We start from the raw sequence: 16,649 nt of genomic DNA, 5'->3' as shown, positions 1-16,649 counted from the left end.
TCGGCCCGCAGGGTCAGGGGTGCCGTCCGGCCGGGGGCAGGGCGGCACGCGGATACCCTGGGGCGGTGAGTAGCACCGAGCACGACGCCCTCCTGGGCCCCGCCGACATCCGCGAGCTGGCCGCGACCCTCGGCGTCCGGCCGACCAAGCAGCGCGGCCAGAACTTCGTCATCGACGCGAACACCGTCCGCCGCATCGTCCGCACCGCGGAGGTCCGCCCCGCCGACGTCGTGGTCGAGGTGGGCCCGGGCCTCGGCTCGCTGACCCTCGCGCTCCTGGAGACGGCCGCGCACGTCACCGCCGTGGAGATCGACGACGTGCTGGCCGGGGCCCTCCCGGCGACGATCGCGGCCCGGCTCCCGGCGAAGGCGGACTCCTTCGCCCTCGTGCACAGCGACGCCATGCTGGTGCGCGAGCTGCCGGGCCCCGCCCCGACGGCCCTGGTCGCGAACCTCCCGTACAACGTCGCCGTCCCCGTGCTGCTGCACATGCTGGACACCTTCCCCAGCCTGGAGCGCACCCTCGTGATGGTGCAGGCCGAGGTCGCCGACCGCCTCGCCGCCGCCCCCGGCTCGAAGGTGTACGGCGTCCCGTCCGTGAAGGCCAACTGGTACGCGGACGTCAAGCGCGCGGGCGCCATCGGGCGCAACGTCTTCTGGCCCGCGCCGAACGTCGACTCCGGCCTCGTGTCCCTGGTCCGCCGCGCCGAGCCGGTCAAGACCACGGCTTCCAAGCAGGAGGTGTTCGCCGTCGTGGACGCCGCCTTCGCCCAGCGCCGCAAGACGCTGCGCGCCGCCCTCGCCGGCTGGGCGGGCTCCGCCGCCGCGGCCGAGGCCGCCCTGGTCGCCGCGGGCGTGTCCCCGCAGGCGCGCGGCGAGTCCCTGACCGTCGAGGAGTTCGCGCGGATCGCCGAGCACAAGGGGGCCGCGGCGTGAGCGTCACCGTCCGCGTCCCCGCGAAGGTCAACGTGCAGCTCGCCGTGGGCCCCGCCCGCCCCGACGGCTTCCACGACCTCGCCAACGTCTTCCTCGCCGTCGGCCTCTACGACGAGGTGACGGTGGCGCCCGCCGACGAGCTGCGCGTCACCTGCTCGGGCCCCGACGCCGCCCAGGTGCCCCTGGACCGCGGCAACCTCGCGGCCCGCGCGGCCCTCGCCCTCGCCGAGCGCCACGGCCGCTCCGCCGACGTGCACATCCACATCGCCAAGGACATCCCCGTCGCGGGCGGCATGGCGGGCGGCAGTGCGGACGGCGCGGGCGCCCTGCTCGCCTGCGACGCGCTCTGGGGGACCGGCGCGACCCGCGCCGAGCTGCTCGACATCTGCGCCGAGCTGGGCAGCGACGTGCCGTTCAGCCTGGTCGGCGGCGCCGCCCTCGGCACCGGGCGCGGCGAGCGGCTCCAGGAACTGGCGGTGGGCGGCGACTTCCACTGGGTGTTCGCCCTCGCCGACGGCGGCCTCTCCACGCCCGCCGTGTACCGCGAGTTCGACCGCCTCACCCCCGACGCCCCCGCCCCGCAGGCCTCCACGGCCCTCCTGGAGGCGCTGCGCACCGGCGACGCCACGGCCCTCGCGGCCGCCCTGTCGAACGACCTCCAGGCCGCCGCGCTCTCGCTGTTCCCCGCGCTCGCCGACACCCTGGCGGCGGGCACCGCGGCGGGCGCGCTCGCCGCCCTGGTCTCCGGCTCGGGCCCGACGACCGCCTTCCTGGTCAAGGACGCGGACGCCGCCGAGCAGGTCGCCGCGGCCCTGCGCGCGTCCGGCACCTGCCGCACGGCCCGCACGGCGACCTCGCCCGCGCCCGGGGCCACGGTCCGCCGGCCCAGCGCCCTCCGTCAGCCCCGCGCGCTCCGCTAGCCCGCGCGCTCTGCCGGTTCCGCGCGCTCCTGGCGCCGGAGGTCCGTGCGGCGGGCGACTACGCTGGACGGTCGGGTTCGTCTTCCGTCGTCAGGAGTGAAATGGCCGTCAACCTCGTCAATGTCGAGGCAGTCAGCAAGGTGTACGGCACCCGCGCGCTGCTCGACGGCGTCTCGCTCGGCGTCTCCGAGGGCGACCGCATCGGCGTCGTCGGACGCAACGGAGACGGCAAGACGACCCTCATCCGGATGCTCGCCAAGCTGGAGGACCCCGACACCGGGCGCGTCACGCACAGCGGCGGCCTGCGCCTCGGCGTACTGACCCAGCACGACTCGCTCGACCCCGCGGCGACCGTGCGGCACGAGGTCATCGGCGACCTCGCCGACCACGAGTGGGCCGGGAACGCCAAGATCCGGGACGTCCTCACGGGCCTCTTCGGCGGCCTCGACCTGCCGGGCTTCCCGCAGGGCCTCGACACCGTCATCGGCCCGCTGTCCGGCGGCGAGCGCCGCCGCATCGCGCTCGCCCAGCTGCTCATCGCCGAGCAGGACCTGATCGTGCTCGACGAGCCCACCAACCACCTCGACGTGGAGGGCATCTCCTGGCTCGCCCGGCACCTGCGCGAGCGCCGCTCGGCGCTCGTGTGCGTGACGCACGACCGCTGGTTCCTCGACCAGGTGTGCACCCGCATGTGGGACGTCCAGCGCGGAGACGTCTACGAGTACGAGGGCGGCTACTCCGACTACGTCTTCGCGCGCGCCGAGCGCGAGCGCATCGCCGCCACCGAGGAGACCAAGCGGCAGAACCTGGTCCGCAAGGAGCTGGCGTGGCTGCGCCGCGGCGCCCCCGCCCGCACCTCCAAGCCGCGCTTCCGCGTCGAGGCCGCCAACGAGCTGATCAAGGACGTCCCGGCGCCGCGCGACACCAGCGAGCTGATGAAGTTCGCCACCACGCGGCTCGGCAAGACCGTCTTCGACCTGGAGGACGTGTCCGTCCAGGCCGGTCCCAAGCTGCTCCTGAAGCACCTGACGTGGCAGCTCGGCCCGGGCGACCGCATCGGCCTGGTGGGCGTGAACGGCGCGGGCAAGACCTCGCTCCTGCGGGCCATGGCGGACGCCGCCCGCTCCGAGGGCGAGACGCAGCCCGTGGCCGGGCGGATCGCCGTCGGCAAGACCGTGAAGCTCGCCTACCTCTCCCAGGAGGTCGCCGAGCTCGACCCGGCCACGCGCGTCCTGGAGGCCGTGCAGCAGGTGCGCGAGCGCGTCGACCTCGGCAAGGGCCGGGAGATGACCGCGGGCCAGCTGTGCGAGACGTTCGGCTTCAGCAAGGAGAAGCAGTGGACGCCGGTCGGCGACCTGTCCGGCGGTGAGCGCCGCAGGCTCCAGCTGCTCCGCCTCCTCATGGACGAGCCGAACGTGCTGTTCCTCGACGAGCCCACCAACGACCTCGACATCGAGACCCTGACGCAGCTGGAGGACCTGCTCGACGGCTGGCCCGGCTCGATGATCGTGATCTCCCACGACCGGTTCTTCGTCGAGCGCACCACGGACCGGGTACACGCGCTGCTCGGCGACGCCACGATGCGGATGCTGCCGCGCGGCATCGACGAGTACCTGGAGCGCAGGCAGCGGATGACCGAGGCCGCGGCCCCGGCGCCCGCCGCGCGCCCCGAGCCGGAGACCAAGGCGGCCTCCGCCGCCGACGTGCGCGCCGCGAAGAAGGAACTCCAGAAGATCGAGCGGCAGCTGGACAAGATCTCGGCCAAGGAGAGCACCCTCCACACGCAGATCGCCGATAACGCCACAGACTTCGAGAAGGTGGCCAAACTGGACGCCGAACTGCGCGAACTCGGCAGCGAGCGTGAAGAGTTGGAAATGCGCTGGCTGGAGCTCGCGGAGAACGCGTGAGCATCGCATAACAGACGCATCACGGGCCGGTCCGCCCTTGGGTACAGGGTCAGGACCGGTCCCGGCCATGGCTTGATTGGAGTGATAGAAAGGTCGGCCTGAGCACCACTTGGCGTGCCGAAAAATCAGTGAAGGGGGAAGCGCTGATGACTCAGCCGCCCAATCAGCCGCCGCACGGCGGCTTCGGAGCTCCACAGGATCCACAGGACCCGCGGCAGCCGCAGTCGCCTCCCGCGGGTCCGCCACAGTCGCCTCCCCCGGCCCCGCAGCCCGGCTACGGCCGGCCCCAGCAGCCGCCCGCGCAGGCCGGCGCGTACGGCTATCCGCAGCAGCCGGGCCCGTACGGCCAGCCCCCGCAGCCCGGCCCCTACGGCCAGCCCCAGCAGCCGGGCCCGTACGGCCAGCCCCCGCAGCCCGGCCCCTACGGCCAGCCCCAGCAGCCCGGCCCCTACGGCCAGCAGCAGCCCGCCGGTTACGGCTTCCCGCAGCAGCAGTACCCGGGCGGCCCGGCGACCCCGCCCCCGCCCGGCGGTGGCGGCGGCAAGAGCCCCTTCAAGGGCAAGACCGCGGTGATCATCGGGGCCGCGGTGGCCACCCTGCTCGTCGCGGGCGGCGCGGTGTACGCGCTCACCAGCGGCGGTGACGACGAGAAGAAGTCCGAGTCCAAGAACAAGGGCCCCAAGCCCACCGCCTCCGCCCCGGTCAACCCGGGCGACGGCAGCGGCGACGGCCACGCGGGCAAGGAGGACCTCAACGAGGGCCGCAAGCCCGGCGAGTCGAAGGTGCTCTGGTACAAGGAGGCCCCCAAGGCCCCCGGCAAGGGCGCGGACGCCCCCGGCATGTGGGTCCAGGACGGCGTCGCCGTGAAGGCCGTCTACAAGGAAGTCCTCGGCTACGACGCCGCGTCGGGCAAGCCCGCCTGGCCCGCCCTCGAACTGCCCCAGGACATCTGCGCGGCGTCCAAGCAGGTCAGCGAGGACGGCAAGGTCGTCATCGCGTACAAGGGCGGCACCAAGAGCGACGCCAAGTGCGACCAGCTCCAGGTCGTCGACCTGAAGACGGGCAAGAAGGGCTGGCAGAAGCAGATCAAGGAGGAAGGTCTCTTCGACTCCACGCTCAGCATCGAGCTGACCATCACCGGCGACACGCTGATGGTCGGCCGCTCGCAGTCAGGCACCGCGTACAGCATGAGCGGCGGCGACGAGCTCTTCGTCTCCCGCAAGAAGGACGAGGGCACCTGCTTCCCGAACGGCTTCACCGGCGGTGACCGGATGCTGCGGGCGCTGTCCTGCGGCGCCAGCACGCCCACCGAGCACGACGAGGTCCAGGAGCTGGACCCGAAGACGGGCAAGGCCAAGTGGACGAAGAAGTTCCCCAAGGGCTGGCGTCTGAACAAGGTCTACTCCACCACCCCGGCCGTCCTCTACCTCACCAACGAGGACAAGAAGCAGTGGAACATCACCACGCTCAAGCCGGGTAGCTCCGCGACCCGTTCCGAGGTCCGGGTCAACGAGGACTTCGCGCCCGAGTGCGGCTGGGGCGGCGTCATGGTGAGCGACCTCCAGGGCTGCGAGGGCGCCGTCGCCGACGACACGTACCTCTACCTGCCGACCAAGAAGACGAGCGGCGCCAACGAGATCGTCGCGATCGGTCTGAACACCGGCAAGGCGAACTGGCGCGTCAAGTCGCCGTCGGACACCTCGATGATGCCGATGAAGATGCAGGACGGCCGGCTCGTCGCCTACGTCAAGCCGTCGTACAGCACCGGTGGTCAGGTCGTCTCCATCGCGCCGAGCGGCTCGCACGCGCCGAAGACGCTCCTCAGGAACCCCGAGGGCACGGCGAAGATCGAGAACGGCTTCTTCTCGAAGGCGATCGACTACGTGGACGGGCGCTTCTACCTCTCCACCACGCGGCTGTCCGGCAGCGCGCAGGGCCGCGAGAAGCTGATGCTCGCCTACGGCAAGTGACCCTCCCCCACGCCTCGTTCCCCTTCCGTCCCCCCAAGGAAAACACGTCATGACTCAGCCGCCTCAGCCGCCCAACGAGCCCCCGCAGGGCGGGTTCGGCGCCCCGCAGGAACCGCCGTCCGGCGGTTTCGGCAAGGCCCCGGAGCCGGGCTACGGCTACCCGCAGGCACCGGGCACCCCGCCGCCGCCCCCGCAGGGCCAGCCGGGCCAGGCGCCGTACGGCTACCCGCAGGCGCCCCAGGCGCCCCAGGCCCCGCAGCCGCCCCAGACGCCGCCGCCCCAGACGCCGCCGCCCGCGGCCCCGCCGCAGACCCCGCCGCCCGCCGCTCCGCCGCAGGCGCCGCCCGCCCCGCCCGCGTACGGCCAGCCCGCGGCCCCCGCGTACGGCCAGCCCGCGGCCCCCGCGTACGGCCAGCCCGCGGCCCCCGCGTACGGCCAGCCCGCGGCCCCCGCGTACGGCCAGCCCGCGGCCCCCGCGTACGGCCAGCCCGCCGCGCCCGCCTACGGCCAGCAGCCCGGTTACGGCTACCCGGGCCAGCCCGGCGCGCCGGGACAGCAGCAGTACGGCTACCCGCAGCCGCCCACCGTGTCGATGCAGCCGCAGCCCACGGGCCCCGGCGGCCCCGGCGGTGCCAGCGGCAAGAAGAAGCAGATGACGATCATCGTCGCGGCGGTCGCCGCGATCGCGCTGATCGTCGGCGGCGGCGTGATCTACGCGTCCACGAAGAAGGACGACGACAAGAGCGCCAGCGCCAAGAAGGACGGCGGCAAGGACGGCAAGGGCGGCGACAAGAAGGACCTGCCCTCCGGCGGCCCCGCCAAGGAGAAGGCCCCGGCGGACACCGGCGCCAAGGTGGCCTTCCAGGTCCCCGCCCCGGCCGTCCCCAAGGACGACGTGTGGAGCGTCGAGGGCTCCTGGCTGACCGACGACGTCGTCGTCAAGTCCGGCTACCAGGGCAAGGACAAGGACCACGCCCTGATCGCCTACGACCCCGCGTCCGGCAAGCAGAAGTGGTCGGTTCCGCTCACCGGCGAGACCTGCGCGGTCTCCAAGGAGATCACCAAGGACGGCATCGCCGCGGTCGTCGCCAAGGACGCCAAGGCCACCAAGGCGAACAAGTACCCGGACTGCAGCCAGGTCTCCGCGGTCAACGTGAAGACCGGCAAGAAGCTGTGGACCAAGGACGTCACCAACAGCGGCATGAAGGTGGAGTTCGAGGAGATCACCATCTCCGGCTCCACCATCGCCGCGGGCTCCGGCACCGGCGGCACCGGCGCCGCCTGGGACCTCTCCGGCAAGCTCCTGTGGAAGCCGCAGATCGGCGACAAGTGCAAGGACGTCGGCTACGCGGGCGGCGAGCAGCTCGTCGCGGTCCGCAAGTGCGGCGACTACGACGACCCCAAGCTGAAGATCCAGCTGATCGACCCCAAGTCGGGCGACGTCAAGTGGAGTTACGCGCTGGCCGCGGGCATCGACAACGCCAAGATCATCTCGACCAGCCCGGTCGTCTTCGGCCAGGACACCGAGGAGATCACCGCCAGCGGTGCCACGGACGTCTTCTCGCTGAGCAACAACGGCAAGCTGCGCGCCCGCATCAAGCTGGAGGACGGCAAGTACTCCCACGACTGCGACGTCAACAAGGTCTACAGCTGCCGCGCGATCGCCGTCGGCAACGACAAGCTGTACGTGCCCACGCGCCAGCACGACGCGGGCGGCTCCGGCTACGGCTTCACCAACGAGATCATCGGCTTCTCGCTGGCCACGGGCAAGACCACCGGTGACCGCGCGGACGCGGGCAAGGACGGCGAGATGTTCCCGCTGCGCATGGACGGCGGCAACGTCCTCGCGTACAAGGGTGGCGGCTACAACAAGGGCGCCAAGGTCGTCTCGCTCGACGGCAAGTCGATGAAGGAGACCACGCTCCTGGAGACGCCCGCGACCGAATCGGTCAGCAGCGCCATCAGCGGCATGGTCCCCAAGTCCAACGAGGTCCTGTACGGCAACGGCCATCTGTTCATGGGCAAGGAGCTGATCAGCAAGCCGTACTCCAAGGACGACAAGGAGTACATCGCGCTCGGCTTCACCACGGAGTGAGCCGGTGTGCGACCGGTGCCCGACCGTTCGGGCACCGGTCACACACCGCCACGAAAGGCCCCGGACCACGCGGTCCGGGGCCTTTCCCGTCTCCGGGGCCGTTCACTCTCCGTACTCCCGTACTGCCGCTACCCCAAAGGCAGTGATTTCGGCATCCAGGGCTGCATCTGGACGGTAGGGGCAGCGCAACGTCGAACAAGCGTGTAGCTTCCGGGGGATGGAGGGCCGGGGCCCCGGGTCCGTGGGGGGACCAGTGGGGGAATCCGTGGGGGACATTGGGGGGTTGCTCGATGGGTGTGCGGCTCATGGTGGTCGACGACCACCGTCTGCTCGCCGAGGCGCTCGCGTCGGCGCTCAAGCTGCGCGGGCACCGGGTGCTGGCCGCGGCCGCCCCGGCCGCGGGCGCGGCCGAACTGGTCATCAGCAGGGCCCCCGAGGTGTGCCTCCTCGGCACGGCGACACCGGCCGAGCCGGGCATGTTCGACCCCGTGGTCAAGATCAAGCGGGAGCGTCCGCAGGTGGCCGTGGTGGTGCTCGGGCCCGTGCCGTCGCCGCGCGGCATCGCGGCGGCCTTCGCCTCCGGCGCCTCCGGGTACGTACGGCACGACGAGCGCATCGAAGGAGTCGAGCGCGCCATCATGAAGGCGCGCGCCGGTGAGGCCGCCGTCGCGCCCCAATTGCTCCAAGGCGCCTTCAGCGAGCTGCTCAACCCCGCGGCACAGCCCGACGACGAGGGGCAGCGGCTCCTCCAGATGCTCACGCCGCGTGAGGTCGAGGTGCTCGTACGGGTCGCGGACGGTGAGGACACGCGGCTCATCGCGGCGGGCATGGGGATCGCGCCCAGTACGGCGCGGACCCATGTGCAGCGCGTGCTGATGAAACTGGGCGTCGGCTCCCGCCTCGAAGCGGCCGCCCTCGCTGCCCGCACGGGGCTCCTCGACCGCGCGGAACGCCCCGCCTCGGGCGGCCGCGTGAACAACTCGGGCACGCCCCAGTAGCCCCCACAGCCCACCGTGGCCCGGCCGCTATCGGCCTCCGGCCTCGTCCTCAAACGCCGGACGGGCTGAAGAGTGCCGCTGCGCGCCGCATCCCGTCTGCCGGCCGGGATGGGTCCGCGGCCTGCGGACGAGACGCGGCCCGCACCGGAGACATCCAGCCCGTCCGGCGTTTGAGGACGAGGCGCGGAGCGCCGAAAAGCGGGGGTACGGGGGCGGCAGCCCCCGGAGCGGGAAGGGGCGGGTCAGGGGCGTCCCACGTGGGTCAGTCCTCCCGGACAGGGGGCGGCGTCGGCCGGAGCCACAGCCAGGTGAGGAAGAAGAGGCCGAGGGCGAGCATGCCCAGGCCGGTCCAGAGGTTGATGTTGATGCCCTCGGCCTTGTCGAGGTCGGCGTCGGACGCCGTGATCCCCGCGATCGTCACGATCACGCCGTAGACGACGAACAGGCCCCCGATGATGCGCCGGATGTCGAAGAGGCGCGCGGCCGTCGCGGACTTCCGCTCCAGGTCGGAGACTTCCTTCTGCAGGTCGGACATGGTGGCTCGGACCTCCGGTCAGAACGAGTAGGGGACGTAGCAGGCCGCGGCGAGCACCACCGCGCCCCACCCGAGCAGCGCGGGCCTGCGGTACCAGGCGGAGTCGCCCGGCTCGGCGCCGTCGTCCTCCAGGCCCGGCGACGCGGTGCCGTACACGAGCCCGGCGAGCTCGGCCTCGGGCTTGGGCGCGGTGAAGAGCGTGACCACCACCATCACCACCGCGCCGGCGACGAAGCCGACGATCGCGGAGACGAAGTTGGCGCCCTGGTCGGTGGGGATGTCGACGACGCCCTGCTTGTAGATCCAGAAGTAGTTGAGCATCGCGGCACTGGTGCCCGCGACCAGGCCCCACACACCGGATTTCATGGAGGCGCGCTTCCAGAACATGCCGATGACGAAGACCACGAACATCGGGACGTTGAAGAAGGAGAACAGCGTCTGGAGGTAGCCCATGATGTTGGAGAAGGACGAGGCGATGAAGGCCGTGCCGATCGAGGCGAGCACGCCGATCGCGGTGATGAGCCGGCCGAACCTCAGGTAGTAGCCGTCCTCGCGCCCCGTGACCACGTACCGCGCCCAGATGTCGTACGTGAACACGGTGTTGAAGGAGGACACGTTGGCCGCCATGCCCGCCATGAACGCGGCGAGCAGGCCGGTGACCGCGATGCCGAGGACGCCGTTGGGCAGCAGCTCCTGCATCAGATAGGGGATCGCGTCGTTGTAGGTGAGGTCCGAGTCCGCCGTGCCGATCTTCGGGACGAGCACGGCCGCGATGAGGCCGGGCAGCATCACCAGGAACACGATGAACATCTTCGGGAACGCGGCGATCAGCGGGGTGCGCTGCGCGGCGGAGAGGTTCTTCGCGGACAGGGCGCGCTGCACCTCGGCGAAGTTGGTCGTCCAGTAGCCGAAGGAGAGCACGAAGCCGAGACCCAGGACGATGGTCAGCCAGTTGGCGCCGAGCGGGTTGGGGTCGCCGATGCCGGTGCCGCCCCAGGCGGTGAGGAAGTTGTCCCCGTGCTGTTTCTCCAGGTTGCCGCTCAGGCCGTCCCAGCCGCCGACCTTCTTCATGCCGATGACGCAGAGCGGGATGAGCGCGGCGAGGATGACGAAGAACTGGAGGACCTCGTTGTAGATCGCCGAGGAAAGGCCGCCGATGGTGATGTACGCGAGCACGAAGATCCCGGCGACCACGATCGCCACCCACTGCGGCCAGCCGAGCAGCGCCTCCACGACGATCGACAGGGCGTAGAGGTTCACGCCCGCGATGAGGATCGCGGCGAAGGCGAAGAGCGCCGAGCTGAGCAGATGGGCGGACCTGTCGAAGCGCTGGAGCAGGAACTCGGGGACCGAGCGCACCTTCGAGCGGTAGTAGAAGGGCATCATCACGAGGCCCAGGAAGACCATCGCGGGGATGGCGCCGATCCAGTACCAGTGCACGACGGCGACGCCGTACTGCGCGCCGGTCGCGGCCATGCCGAGGATCTCGGTGGCGCCGAGGTTGGCGGCCACGAAGGCGAGGCCGGTCACCCAGGCGGGCAGCGAGCGGCCGGACAGGAAGAAGTCCAGGCTGGTCCGCACGGAGCGCCGGGCGGCGAACCCGATGCCGAGGACGACCACGAAGTAGAGGGCGAGGATGGTGTAGTCGAGGCCGTTGGTGGGCAGCCGGAGCCCCTCGGCCAGGGTGTACGTGGGTGCGGGCATGCAGAACTCCGGGATCCGATGAGAACTCGCTTCGGCACGCGAACCGATCAGACGGGAACCTACGCCGCCCGCTTCAGTAAGTGAACAGTTCTGTTGATGTTCTTTGTTTGATTGTGATCGAGTCCCTCTGGGCGCCTGGTTTACGTGATTACTGACGGTGTGGGGGATGCGCACCGGCGGTGGGCATTGACGATGCTGTTGGCTTGTGGTTTGTTATGTTCGGTTCTGTTGGCGGGCCGGATGAGGAGCCCCACACGTGAAGAAGACCTCGACGCGTCTCGCTGACGGTCGTGAGCTCATCTACTACGACGCGCGCGACGACACCGTCCGCGCCGCCCCCGACCGGCGCCCCCTCGACGCCGTCGCCACCACCTCCGAGATCCGCCGGGACCCCCTCCTCGGCGACAGCGTCGCGATCGCCTCCCACCGCCAGGGCCGCACCTACCACCCCCCGGCCGATCAGTGCCCCCTGTGCCCCTCCACCCCCGAGCGGCCCACCGAGATCCCCGAGTCCACGTACGACGTCGTGGTCTTCGAGAACCGCTTCCCCTCCCTCGCGGGCGACGCGGGCCGCTGCGAGGTCGTCTGCTTCACCTCCGACCACGCCGCGTCCTTCGCCGACCTCACCGAGGAGCAGGCCCGCCTCGTCCTGGACGCCTGGACCGACCGCACCGCCGAGCTGTCCCACCTGCCCGCCGTCCAGCAGGTGTTCTGCTTCGAGAACCGGGGCGCGGAGATCGGCGTGACCCTCGGCCACCCGCACGGCCAGATCTACGCCTACCCCTTCGTGACCCCCCGCACGGCCCTGATGCTGCGCTCCCTGGCCGCGCACAAGGAGACCACCGGCGGCCGCAACCTCTTCGACGACGTCCTCGCCGACGAGCGCGCGGGCGAACGCGTCGTCCTGGACGCCGCGCACTGGGTGGCCTTCGTGCCGTACGCCGCGCACTGGCCCTACGAGGTGCACCTCTACCCCAAGCGCCGCGTCCCCGACCTGCTCGCCCTCGACGAGGCGGCGCGCGCCGAGTTCCCCGGCGTCTATCTGGAGCTGCTCAAGCGCTTCGACCGCCTCTTCGCCGCGGACGGGTCCCCGACCCCCTACATCGCGGCCTGGCACCAGGCGCCCTTCGCCGCCCCCGACGGCGTCAACCGCGACGACTTCGCGCTCCACCTCGAGCTTTTCACCATTCGCCGCACTTCGGGCAAGCTGAAGTTCCTCGCGGGTTCCGAATCCGGCATGAGTGTGTTCATCAATGACGTGCCGCCGGAGACCGCGGCCGAGCGACTGCGAGAGGTAGCGAGTTGATGAGTGCGAAGTACCTGGTCACGGGCGGCGCGGGCTATGTCGGCAGCGTCGTCGCACAGCATCTGATCGAGGCCGGGCACCAGGTCACGGTCCTCGACAACCTCGCCACGGGCTTCCGCGAAGCCGTCCCCGCGGGCGCCACCTTCATCGAGGGCGACATCCGCGATGCCGCCAAGTGGCTGGATTCCTCGTACGCGGGCGTCCTGCACTTCGCCGCCTTCTCCCAGGTCGGCGAGTCCGTCGCCAAGCCCGAGAAGTACTGGGACAACAACGTCGGCGGCACCATGGCGCTCCTCGCCGCCATGCGCGACGCGGGCGTGCGCACCCTCGTCTTCTCCTCCACCGCCGCGACCTACGGCGAACCGGTGAGCACCCCCATCAAGGAGACCGACCCCACCGCGCCGACCTCCCCCTACGGCGCCTCCAAGCTCGCCGTCGACCACATGATCACGGGCGAGGCGAAGGCCCACGGCCTGGGCGCGGTCTCCCTGCGCTACTTCAACGTGGCGGGCGCCTACGGAGAGTTCGGCGAGCGCCACGACCCCGAGTCCCACCTCATCCCGCTCGTCCTCCAGGTCGCCCAGGGCAGGCGCGAGGCGATCTCCGTCTTCGGCGACGACTACGCCACCCCCGACGGCACCTGCGTGCGCGACTACATCCACGTCGCCGACCTCGCCGACGCCCATCTGCGCGCCCTCGACGCCGCCGCGCCGGGCGAACACCTCATCTGCAACCTTGGCAACGGCAGCGGCTTCTCCGTGCGCGAGGTCATCGAGACCGTCCGCAAGGTGACCGGGCACCCGATCCCCGAGGTCGTGGCCGCGCGCAGGGGCGGCGACCCGGCGGTCCTCGTCGCCTCCGCCGCCACCGCCCACGAGCGCCTCGGCTGGCGGCCCGCCCGCGCCGGCCTCGCGGGCATCGTCGCCGACGCCTGGGCCTTCGCCCAGCGAAAGGGGTAACCGGCCCATGTCCGTCGCCGAGGAGTTCACCACCCTCTACGGATACGAACCCGCCGGGGTGTGGGCGGCACCGGGCCGCGTCAACCTCATCGGCGAGTACACGGACTTCAACGAGGGCTTCGTGATGCCGCTCGCCCTGCCGCACACGGCGGTGGCCGCGGTCGCCCGCCGCGACGACGGGATCCTGCGGCTGCACTCCGCCGACGTCGAGGGACCCGTCGTCGAACTCGGCGCGGCCGCCCTGCAGCCGCTCTCCGACAGCGGCGGCTGGGCCGCCTACCCCGCCGGCGTCGTCTGGGCGCTGCGCGAGGCCGGGCACCCGGTCGCCGGCGCGGATCTGCACCTGGCCTCCACGGTGCCGACCGGGGCGGGCCTGTCCTCCTCGGCGGCGCTGGAGGTGGTGACGGCGCTCGCCCTGAACGACCTCTACGAACTCGGCCTAGACCGGCGGGAGTTGGCACTCATCGCCCAGCGCGCCGAGAACGCGTTCGTGGGCGTGCCGTGCGGCGTCATGGACCAGACGGCGTCCGCCGTCTGCGAGCCCGGCCACGTGCTGCACCTCGACTGCCGCGACCTGTCCGTGCGCCAGGTCCCCTTCGACCTCGCCGCGCACGGCCTACGCCTCCTCGTCGTCGACACGCGCGTGAAGCACGAGCTGGGCGACGGGGCGTACGCCGAGCGGCGCGCGGGCTGCGAGGCCGGGGCGCGCGCGCTCGGCGTGACCCATCTGCGCGACGTCCCGCACGCCGAACTCCCCGCGGCCCTGGACCGCTTGAGCGACGACCGCGTCCGCCGCTACGTGCGGCACGTCGTCTCCGACGACCACCGGGTCGAGCGGGTCGCGGCGCTCCTCGACGCGGGCGACGTACGCGGCATCGGGCCGCTCCTCACCGAAGGCCACGCCTCCCTCCGGGACGACCTGCGCATCTCCTGCGCCGAACTCGACCTCGCCGTCGAGACGGCGTGCGGGGCGGGGGCGCTGGGCGCGCGCATGACCGGGGGCGGGTTCGGGGGCTCCGCGGTCGTCCTCGCGGAGGCGGGCGAGACGGAGGCCCTCACGAAGGCCCTCCGCACCGCCTTCGCCCGTGCGGGCTTCCCCGCCCCCCGCATCTTCGAGGCGGAGCCGTCGCGGGGGGCCTGCCGCCTGGCCTAGCCCTCGCGGAGCGCCCCAGACCCGCCCCTTCCCGAACAAGGGGGCTCCGCCCCCTCGGACCCCCGAAAACGGCGCTGTATTCCAGCCCCTCCGGCGTTTGAGGAGCGGGGGTCTGGGGGCGGAGCCCCCAGTTTCGGGAAGGGGCGGGATTGGGGAGGCCCCCGGCAGGGCTAGCCCAAGCGCTTCGTCAAGGTGTACTCCGTGACGCCCTCCGGGTAGTCGGGGATGGCGCACACCACCGCGTAGCCCTGCTTCTCGTAGAACGCGGGGGCCTGGAAGTCCCAGGTCTCCAGGCGCGAGTTGCGACAGCCCCGCTCCGCCAGGGCCACCGCCTCCGCCCGCGCGAGCAACCGCGCGCCGAGGCCCGCGCCCCGCGCGCCCGGCGCGACCCAGAGCAGGCCCACGTGCAGCCACCCCGCCCACGTGTGCCCGGACAGGCCCCCGACCAGCGCGTCGTCGTCCCCCAACGCCCAGATCCCGAGCGGAACTTCCCGCTCGGCAGGGGTCCCCCGCATCGCCCGCAGCACGGGTGAGGCGTCCGTATTGGCCGCCCGCAGGCGCGCCCGAAGCAGACGAAGCCGTTCTTTGTCGACTCCCGTCTCAATACGAAACATACGGCTCACCATAAACGCGCCGGACAATCAGTTCTGCAAATCCACTTCCGCTCCGGGCCCCCGTCCGTACTCTGAAGGACAGCGCCGGTGGGGGCCGGCGCCGTTCAGGGGGCGAGACAGTCGGGTACGACGCCCGGCCTGGGGGTGGCAGTCACAGCACGGCGGCGGCCGTGCGGCTGTGGCGCTCCCTCATGCCGGGCGCCGTATCCGCACTTGGTCCACCGTCCTCCAGCCTGTGGGGGTTTCCGTGGTTCGTATCCGAGTCCTGGTCGTCGACGACCATCGCATCTTCGCCGAGTCGCTCGCGGCCGCGCTCGCCGCCGAGCCCGACGTGGACGTGTCCGCCGCGGGCAGCGGCCCGGCGGCGCTGCGCTGCCTTGACCGCGCGGCCGCCGAAGGCCGCAGATACGACGTGCTGCTCGTCGACGCCGACCTCGGCGGCACCGCGCCCGTGCTGCACAGCGCGGCCCGCCCGGCGGTGCCGGTGCACGACGGCCAGGCGGACGGGCTCGTGGACGGCATCTCCCTGGTCACGGGCGTGCGTTCGGCGCAGCCCGCCGTGCGGACCGTCGTCCTCGCGGAGAAGGACGACCCCCGCCGCGCCGCGCTCGCGCTCCAGGCCGGGGCCTCGGGCTGGGTGGCGAAGGACTGCTCCCTGTCCCGGCTGCTCACCGTCATCCGCGGCGTACTGCGGGACGAGACGCATCTGCCGCCCGCCCTGCTCACCGGCGTGCTGCGCGAGCTGACGGCCGCCCGCAAGCACCGCACGGAGTCCGAGCGGCTCGTGGAGTCCCTGACGCCGCGCGAGCGCGAGGTGCTGCGCTGCATGGTCGCGGGACTCGGCCGCAAGGCCGTCGCCGAACGCCTCTTCCTGTCCCCGCACACCGTCCGCACCCATATGCAGAACGTGCTCGGCAAACTCGGCGTGCACTCCACGCTCGCCGCCGTCGCCCTCGCCCGCAGGGCCGGGGTCGGGCCCGTCGACCTAGCCGGGGACGTTGTCGAACGGGGCGGTCAACTGGCGTAGCAGCGCCGCCAGTTCACCGCGCTGGGCGCGCGAAAGCTCGCCGAGGATCGCCCGCTCCTGCTCAAGGAGTCCCGCGAGGGCCTGGTCGGCGCGGTCGCGGCCCTCATCAGTGAGCCGCACGAGCACGCCACGGCGGTCGCTCGGATCGGGCAGGCGCTCCACGAGCCCCTTCTTGGCGAGCCGGTCGATGCGGTTCGTCATCGTGCCCGAGGTCACCAGGGTCTGGGTGAGGAGCTGGCCCGGGGACAGCTGATAGGGGGCGCCCGCGCGTCTGAGCGACGTCAGTACGTCGAACTCCCAGGGCTCCAGCTCGTGCTCGGAGAACGCCAGCCGACGTGCCCGGTCGAGATGGCGCGCCAGCCTGCTCACGCGGCTCAGCACCTCGAGCGGTTCCACGTCGAGGTCAGGGCGCTCCCGACGCCATGCAGCGACCAGCCGGTCGACCTCGTCCTCCATGACGATCAGTGTAGGGGGTCTGTCGACATGAAGTCTCTTGACGTCAAGATAGTTGGGGGGTGAGGATGGC

At 71.8% G+C, this 16,649-nt stretch carries 14 protein-coding genes; 10 read left to right on the top strand and 4 right to left on the bottom strand.

Features of this window, described 5'->3' with window-relative positions; genetic code table 11:
* Positions 1-65: 65 nt before the first annotated feature.
* From rsmA to C9F11_RS17420, 6 genes are all read left to right on the top strand, one after another.
* Complete coding sequence (gene rsmA, locus C9F11_RS17445; protein WP_138960168.1) at positions 66-935, top strand: 16S rRNA (adenine(1518)-N(6)/adenine(1519)-N(6))-dimethyltransferase RsmA; 870 nt, start codon at positions 66-68, stop codon at positions 933-935.
* Positions 932-1,855, top strand: a complete 924-nt coding sequence (locus tag C9F11_RS17440; protein ID WP_138960167.1) for a 4-(cytidine 5'-diphospho)-2-C-methyl-D-erythritol kinase — start codon at positions 932-934, stop codon at positions 1,853-1,855. The genes rsmA and C9F11_RS17440 overlap by 4 nt, the downstream gene beginning before the upstream one ends.
* Before the next feature lie 101 nt (positions 1,856-1,956).
* A complete protein-coding gene (locus C9F11_RS17435; RefSeq protein ID WP_138960166.1) occupies positions 1,957-3,762 on the top strand; it encodes an ABC-F family ATP-binding cassette domain-containing protein in 1,806 nt (601 codons plus the stop codon).
* Between the two features lie 146 nt (positions 3,763-3,908).
* Positions 3,909-5,732: a PQQ-binding-like beta-propeller repeat protein gene (locus C9F11_RS17430; protein ID WP_138960165.1), complete on the top strand. Its 1,824-nt coding sequence runs from the start codon at positions 3,909-3,911 to the stop codon at positions 5,730-5,732.
* 49 nt (positions 5,733-5,781) lie between these two features.
* A complete protein-coding gene (locus C9F11_RS17425; RefSeq protein ID WP_138960164.1) occupies positions 5,782-7,827 on the top strand; it encodes a PQQ-binding-like beta-propeller repeat protein in 2,046 nt (681 codons plus the stop codon).
* 290 nt (positions 7,828-8,117) lie between these two features.
* Positions 8,118-8,825 carry a LuxR C-terminal-related transcriptional regulator gene (locus C9F11_RS17420; protein ID WP_030673776.1) on the top strand — a complete coding sequence of 236 codons (708 nt, stop codon included), beginning with the start codon at positions 8,118-8,120 and terminating at the stop codon, positions 8,823-8,825.
* Positions 8,826-9,087: 262 nt separating this feature from the next.
* On the opposite strand, the gene C9F11_RS17415 is transcribed toward C9F11_RS17420, so the two are convergent.
* On the bottom strand, positions 9,088-9,360 hold the full coding sequence (locus tag C9F11_RS17415) for a hypothetical protein (protein WP_030673779.1): 273 nt from the start codon (positions 9,358-9,360) through the stop codon (positions 9,088-9,090).
* Between the two features lie 18 nt (positions 9,361-9,378).
* The gene (locus C9F11_RS17410) at positions 9,379-11,064 is read right to left on the bottom strand and encodes a sodium:solute symporter family protein (protein ID WP_138960163.1); all 1,686 of its coding nucleotides are present in this window, start codon (positions 11,062-11,064) and stop codon (positions 9,379-9,381) included.
* A 256-nt stretch (positions 11,065-11,320) separates the two neighbouring features.
* Between C9F11_RS17410 and galT the strand changes: the two genes are divergently transcribed.
* From galT to galK, 3 genes are read left to right on the top strand one after another with little or no spacing between them, the layout of a single operon-like run.
* Positions 11,321-12,370, top strand: a complete 1,050-nt coding sequence (gene galT / locus C9F11_RS17405) for a galactose-1-phosphate uridylyltransferase (RefSeq protein WP_138960162.1) — start codon at positions 11,321-11,323, stop codon at positions 12,368-12,370.
* Positions 12,370-13,329: a UDP-glucose 4-epimerase GalE gene (gene galE, locus C9F11_RS17400; protein WP_138960161.1), complete on the top strand. Its 960-nt coding sequence runs from the start codon at positions 12,370-12,372 to the stop codon at positions 13,327-13,329. The genes galT and galE overlap by 1 nt, the downstream gene beginning before the upstream one ends.
* A 7-nt stretch (positions 13,330-13,336) precedes the next feature.
* Positions 13,337-14,482, top strand: coding sequence for a galactokinase (gene galK, locus C9F11_RS17395; protein ID WP_138960160.1), 1,146 nt, complete (start codon positions 13,337-13,339; stop codon positions 14,480-14,482).
* Positions 14,483-14,652: 170 nt separating this feature from the next.
* Here galK and C9F11_RS17390 read toward each other — a convergent pair whose 3' ends face one another.
* The gene (locus C9F11_RS17390) at positions 14,653-15,108 is read right to left on the bottom strand and encodes a GNAT family N-acetyltransferase (RefSeq protein ID WP_138960159.1); all 456 of its coding nucleotides are present in this window, start codon (positions 15,106-15,108) and stop codon (positions 14,653-14,655) included.
* A 235-nt stretch (positions 15,109-15,343) separates the two neighbouring features.
* Here C9F11_RS17390 and C9F11_RS17385 point away from each other — a divergent pair, with 235 nt between their 5' ends.
* The gene (locus C9F11_RS17385; RefSeq protein WP_138960158.1) at positions 15,344-16,123 is read left to right on the top strand and encodes a response regulator transcription factor; all 780 of its coding nucleotides are present in this window, start codon (positions 15,344-15,346) and stop codon (positions 16,121-16,123) included.
* Here the strand turns inward: C9F11_RS17385 and tamR are convergent.
* The gene (tamR, locus tag C9F11_RS17380; protein WP_138960157.1) at positions 16,082-16,579 is read right to left on the bottom strand and encodes a MarR family transcriptional regulator TamR; all 498 of its coding nucleotides are present in this window, start codon (positions 16,577-16,579) and stop codon (positions 16,082-16,084) included. The two genes, C9F11_RS17385 and tamR, sit on opposite strands and share 42 nt — an antisense overlap.
* Between the last annotated feature and the right edge of the window lie 70 nt (positions 16,580-16,649).

Origin of the sequence: Streptomyces sp. YIM 121038 (assembly GCF_006088715.1) — a bacterium.
GTDB lineage: Bacteria > Actinomycetota > Actinomycetes > Streptomycetales > Streptomycetaceae > Streptomyces.
The sequence above is the reverse complement of the archived record's forward strand: the minus strand, read 5'-3'. Positions and strand labels throughout refer to the sequence as shown.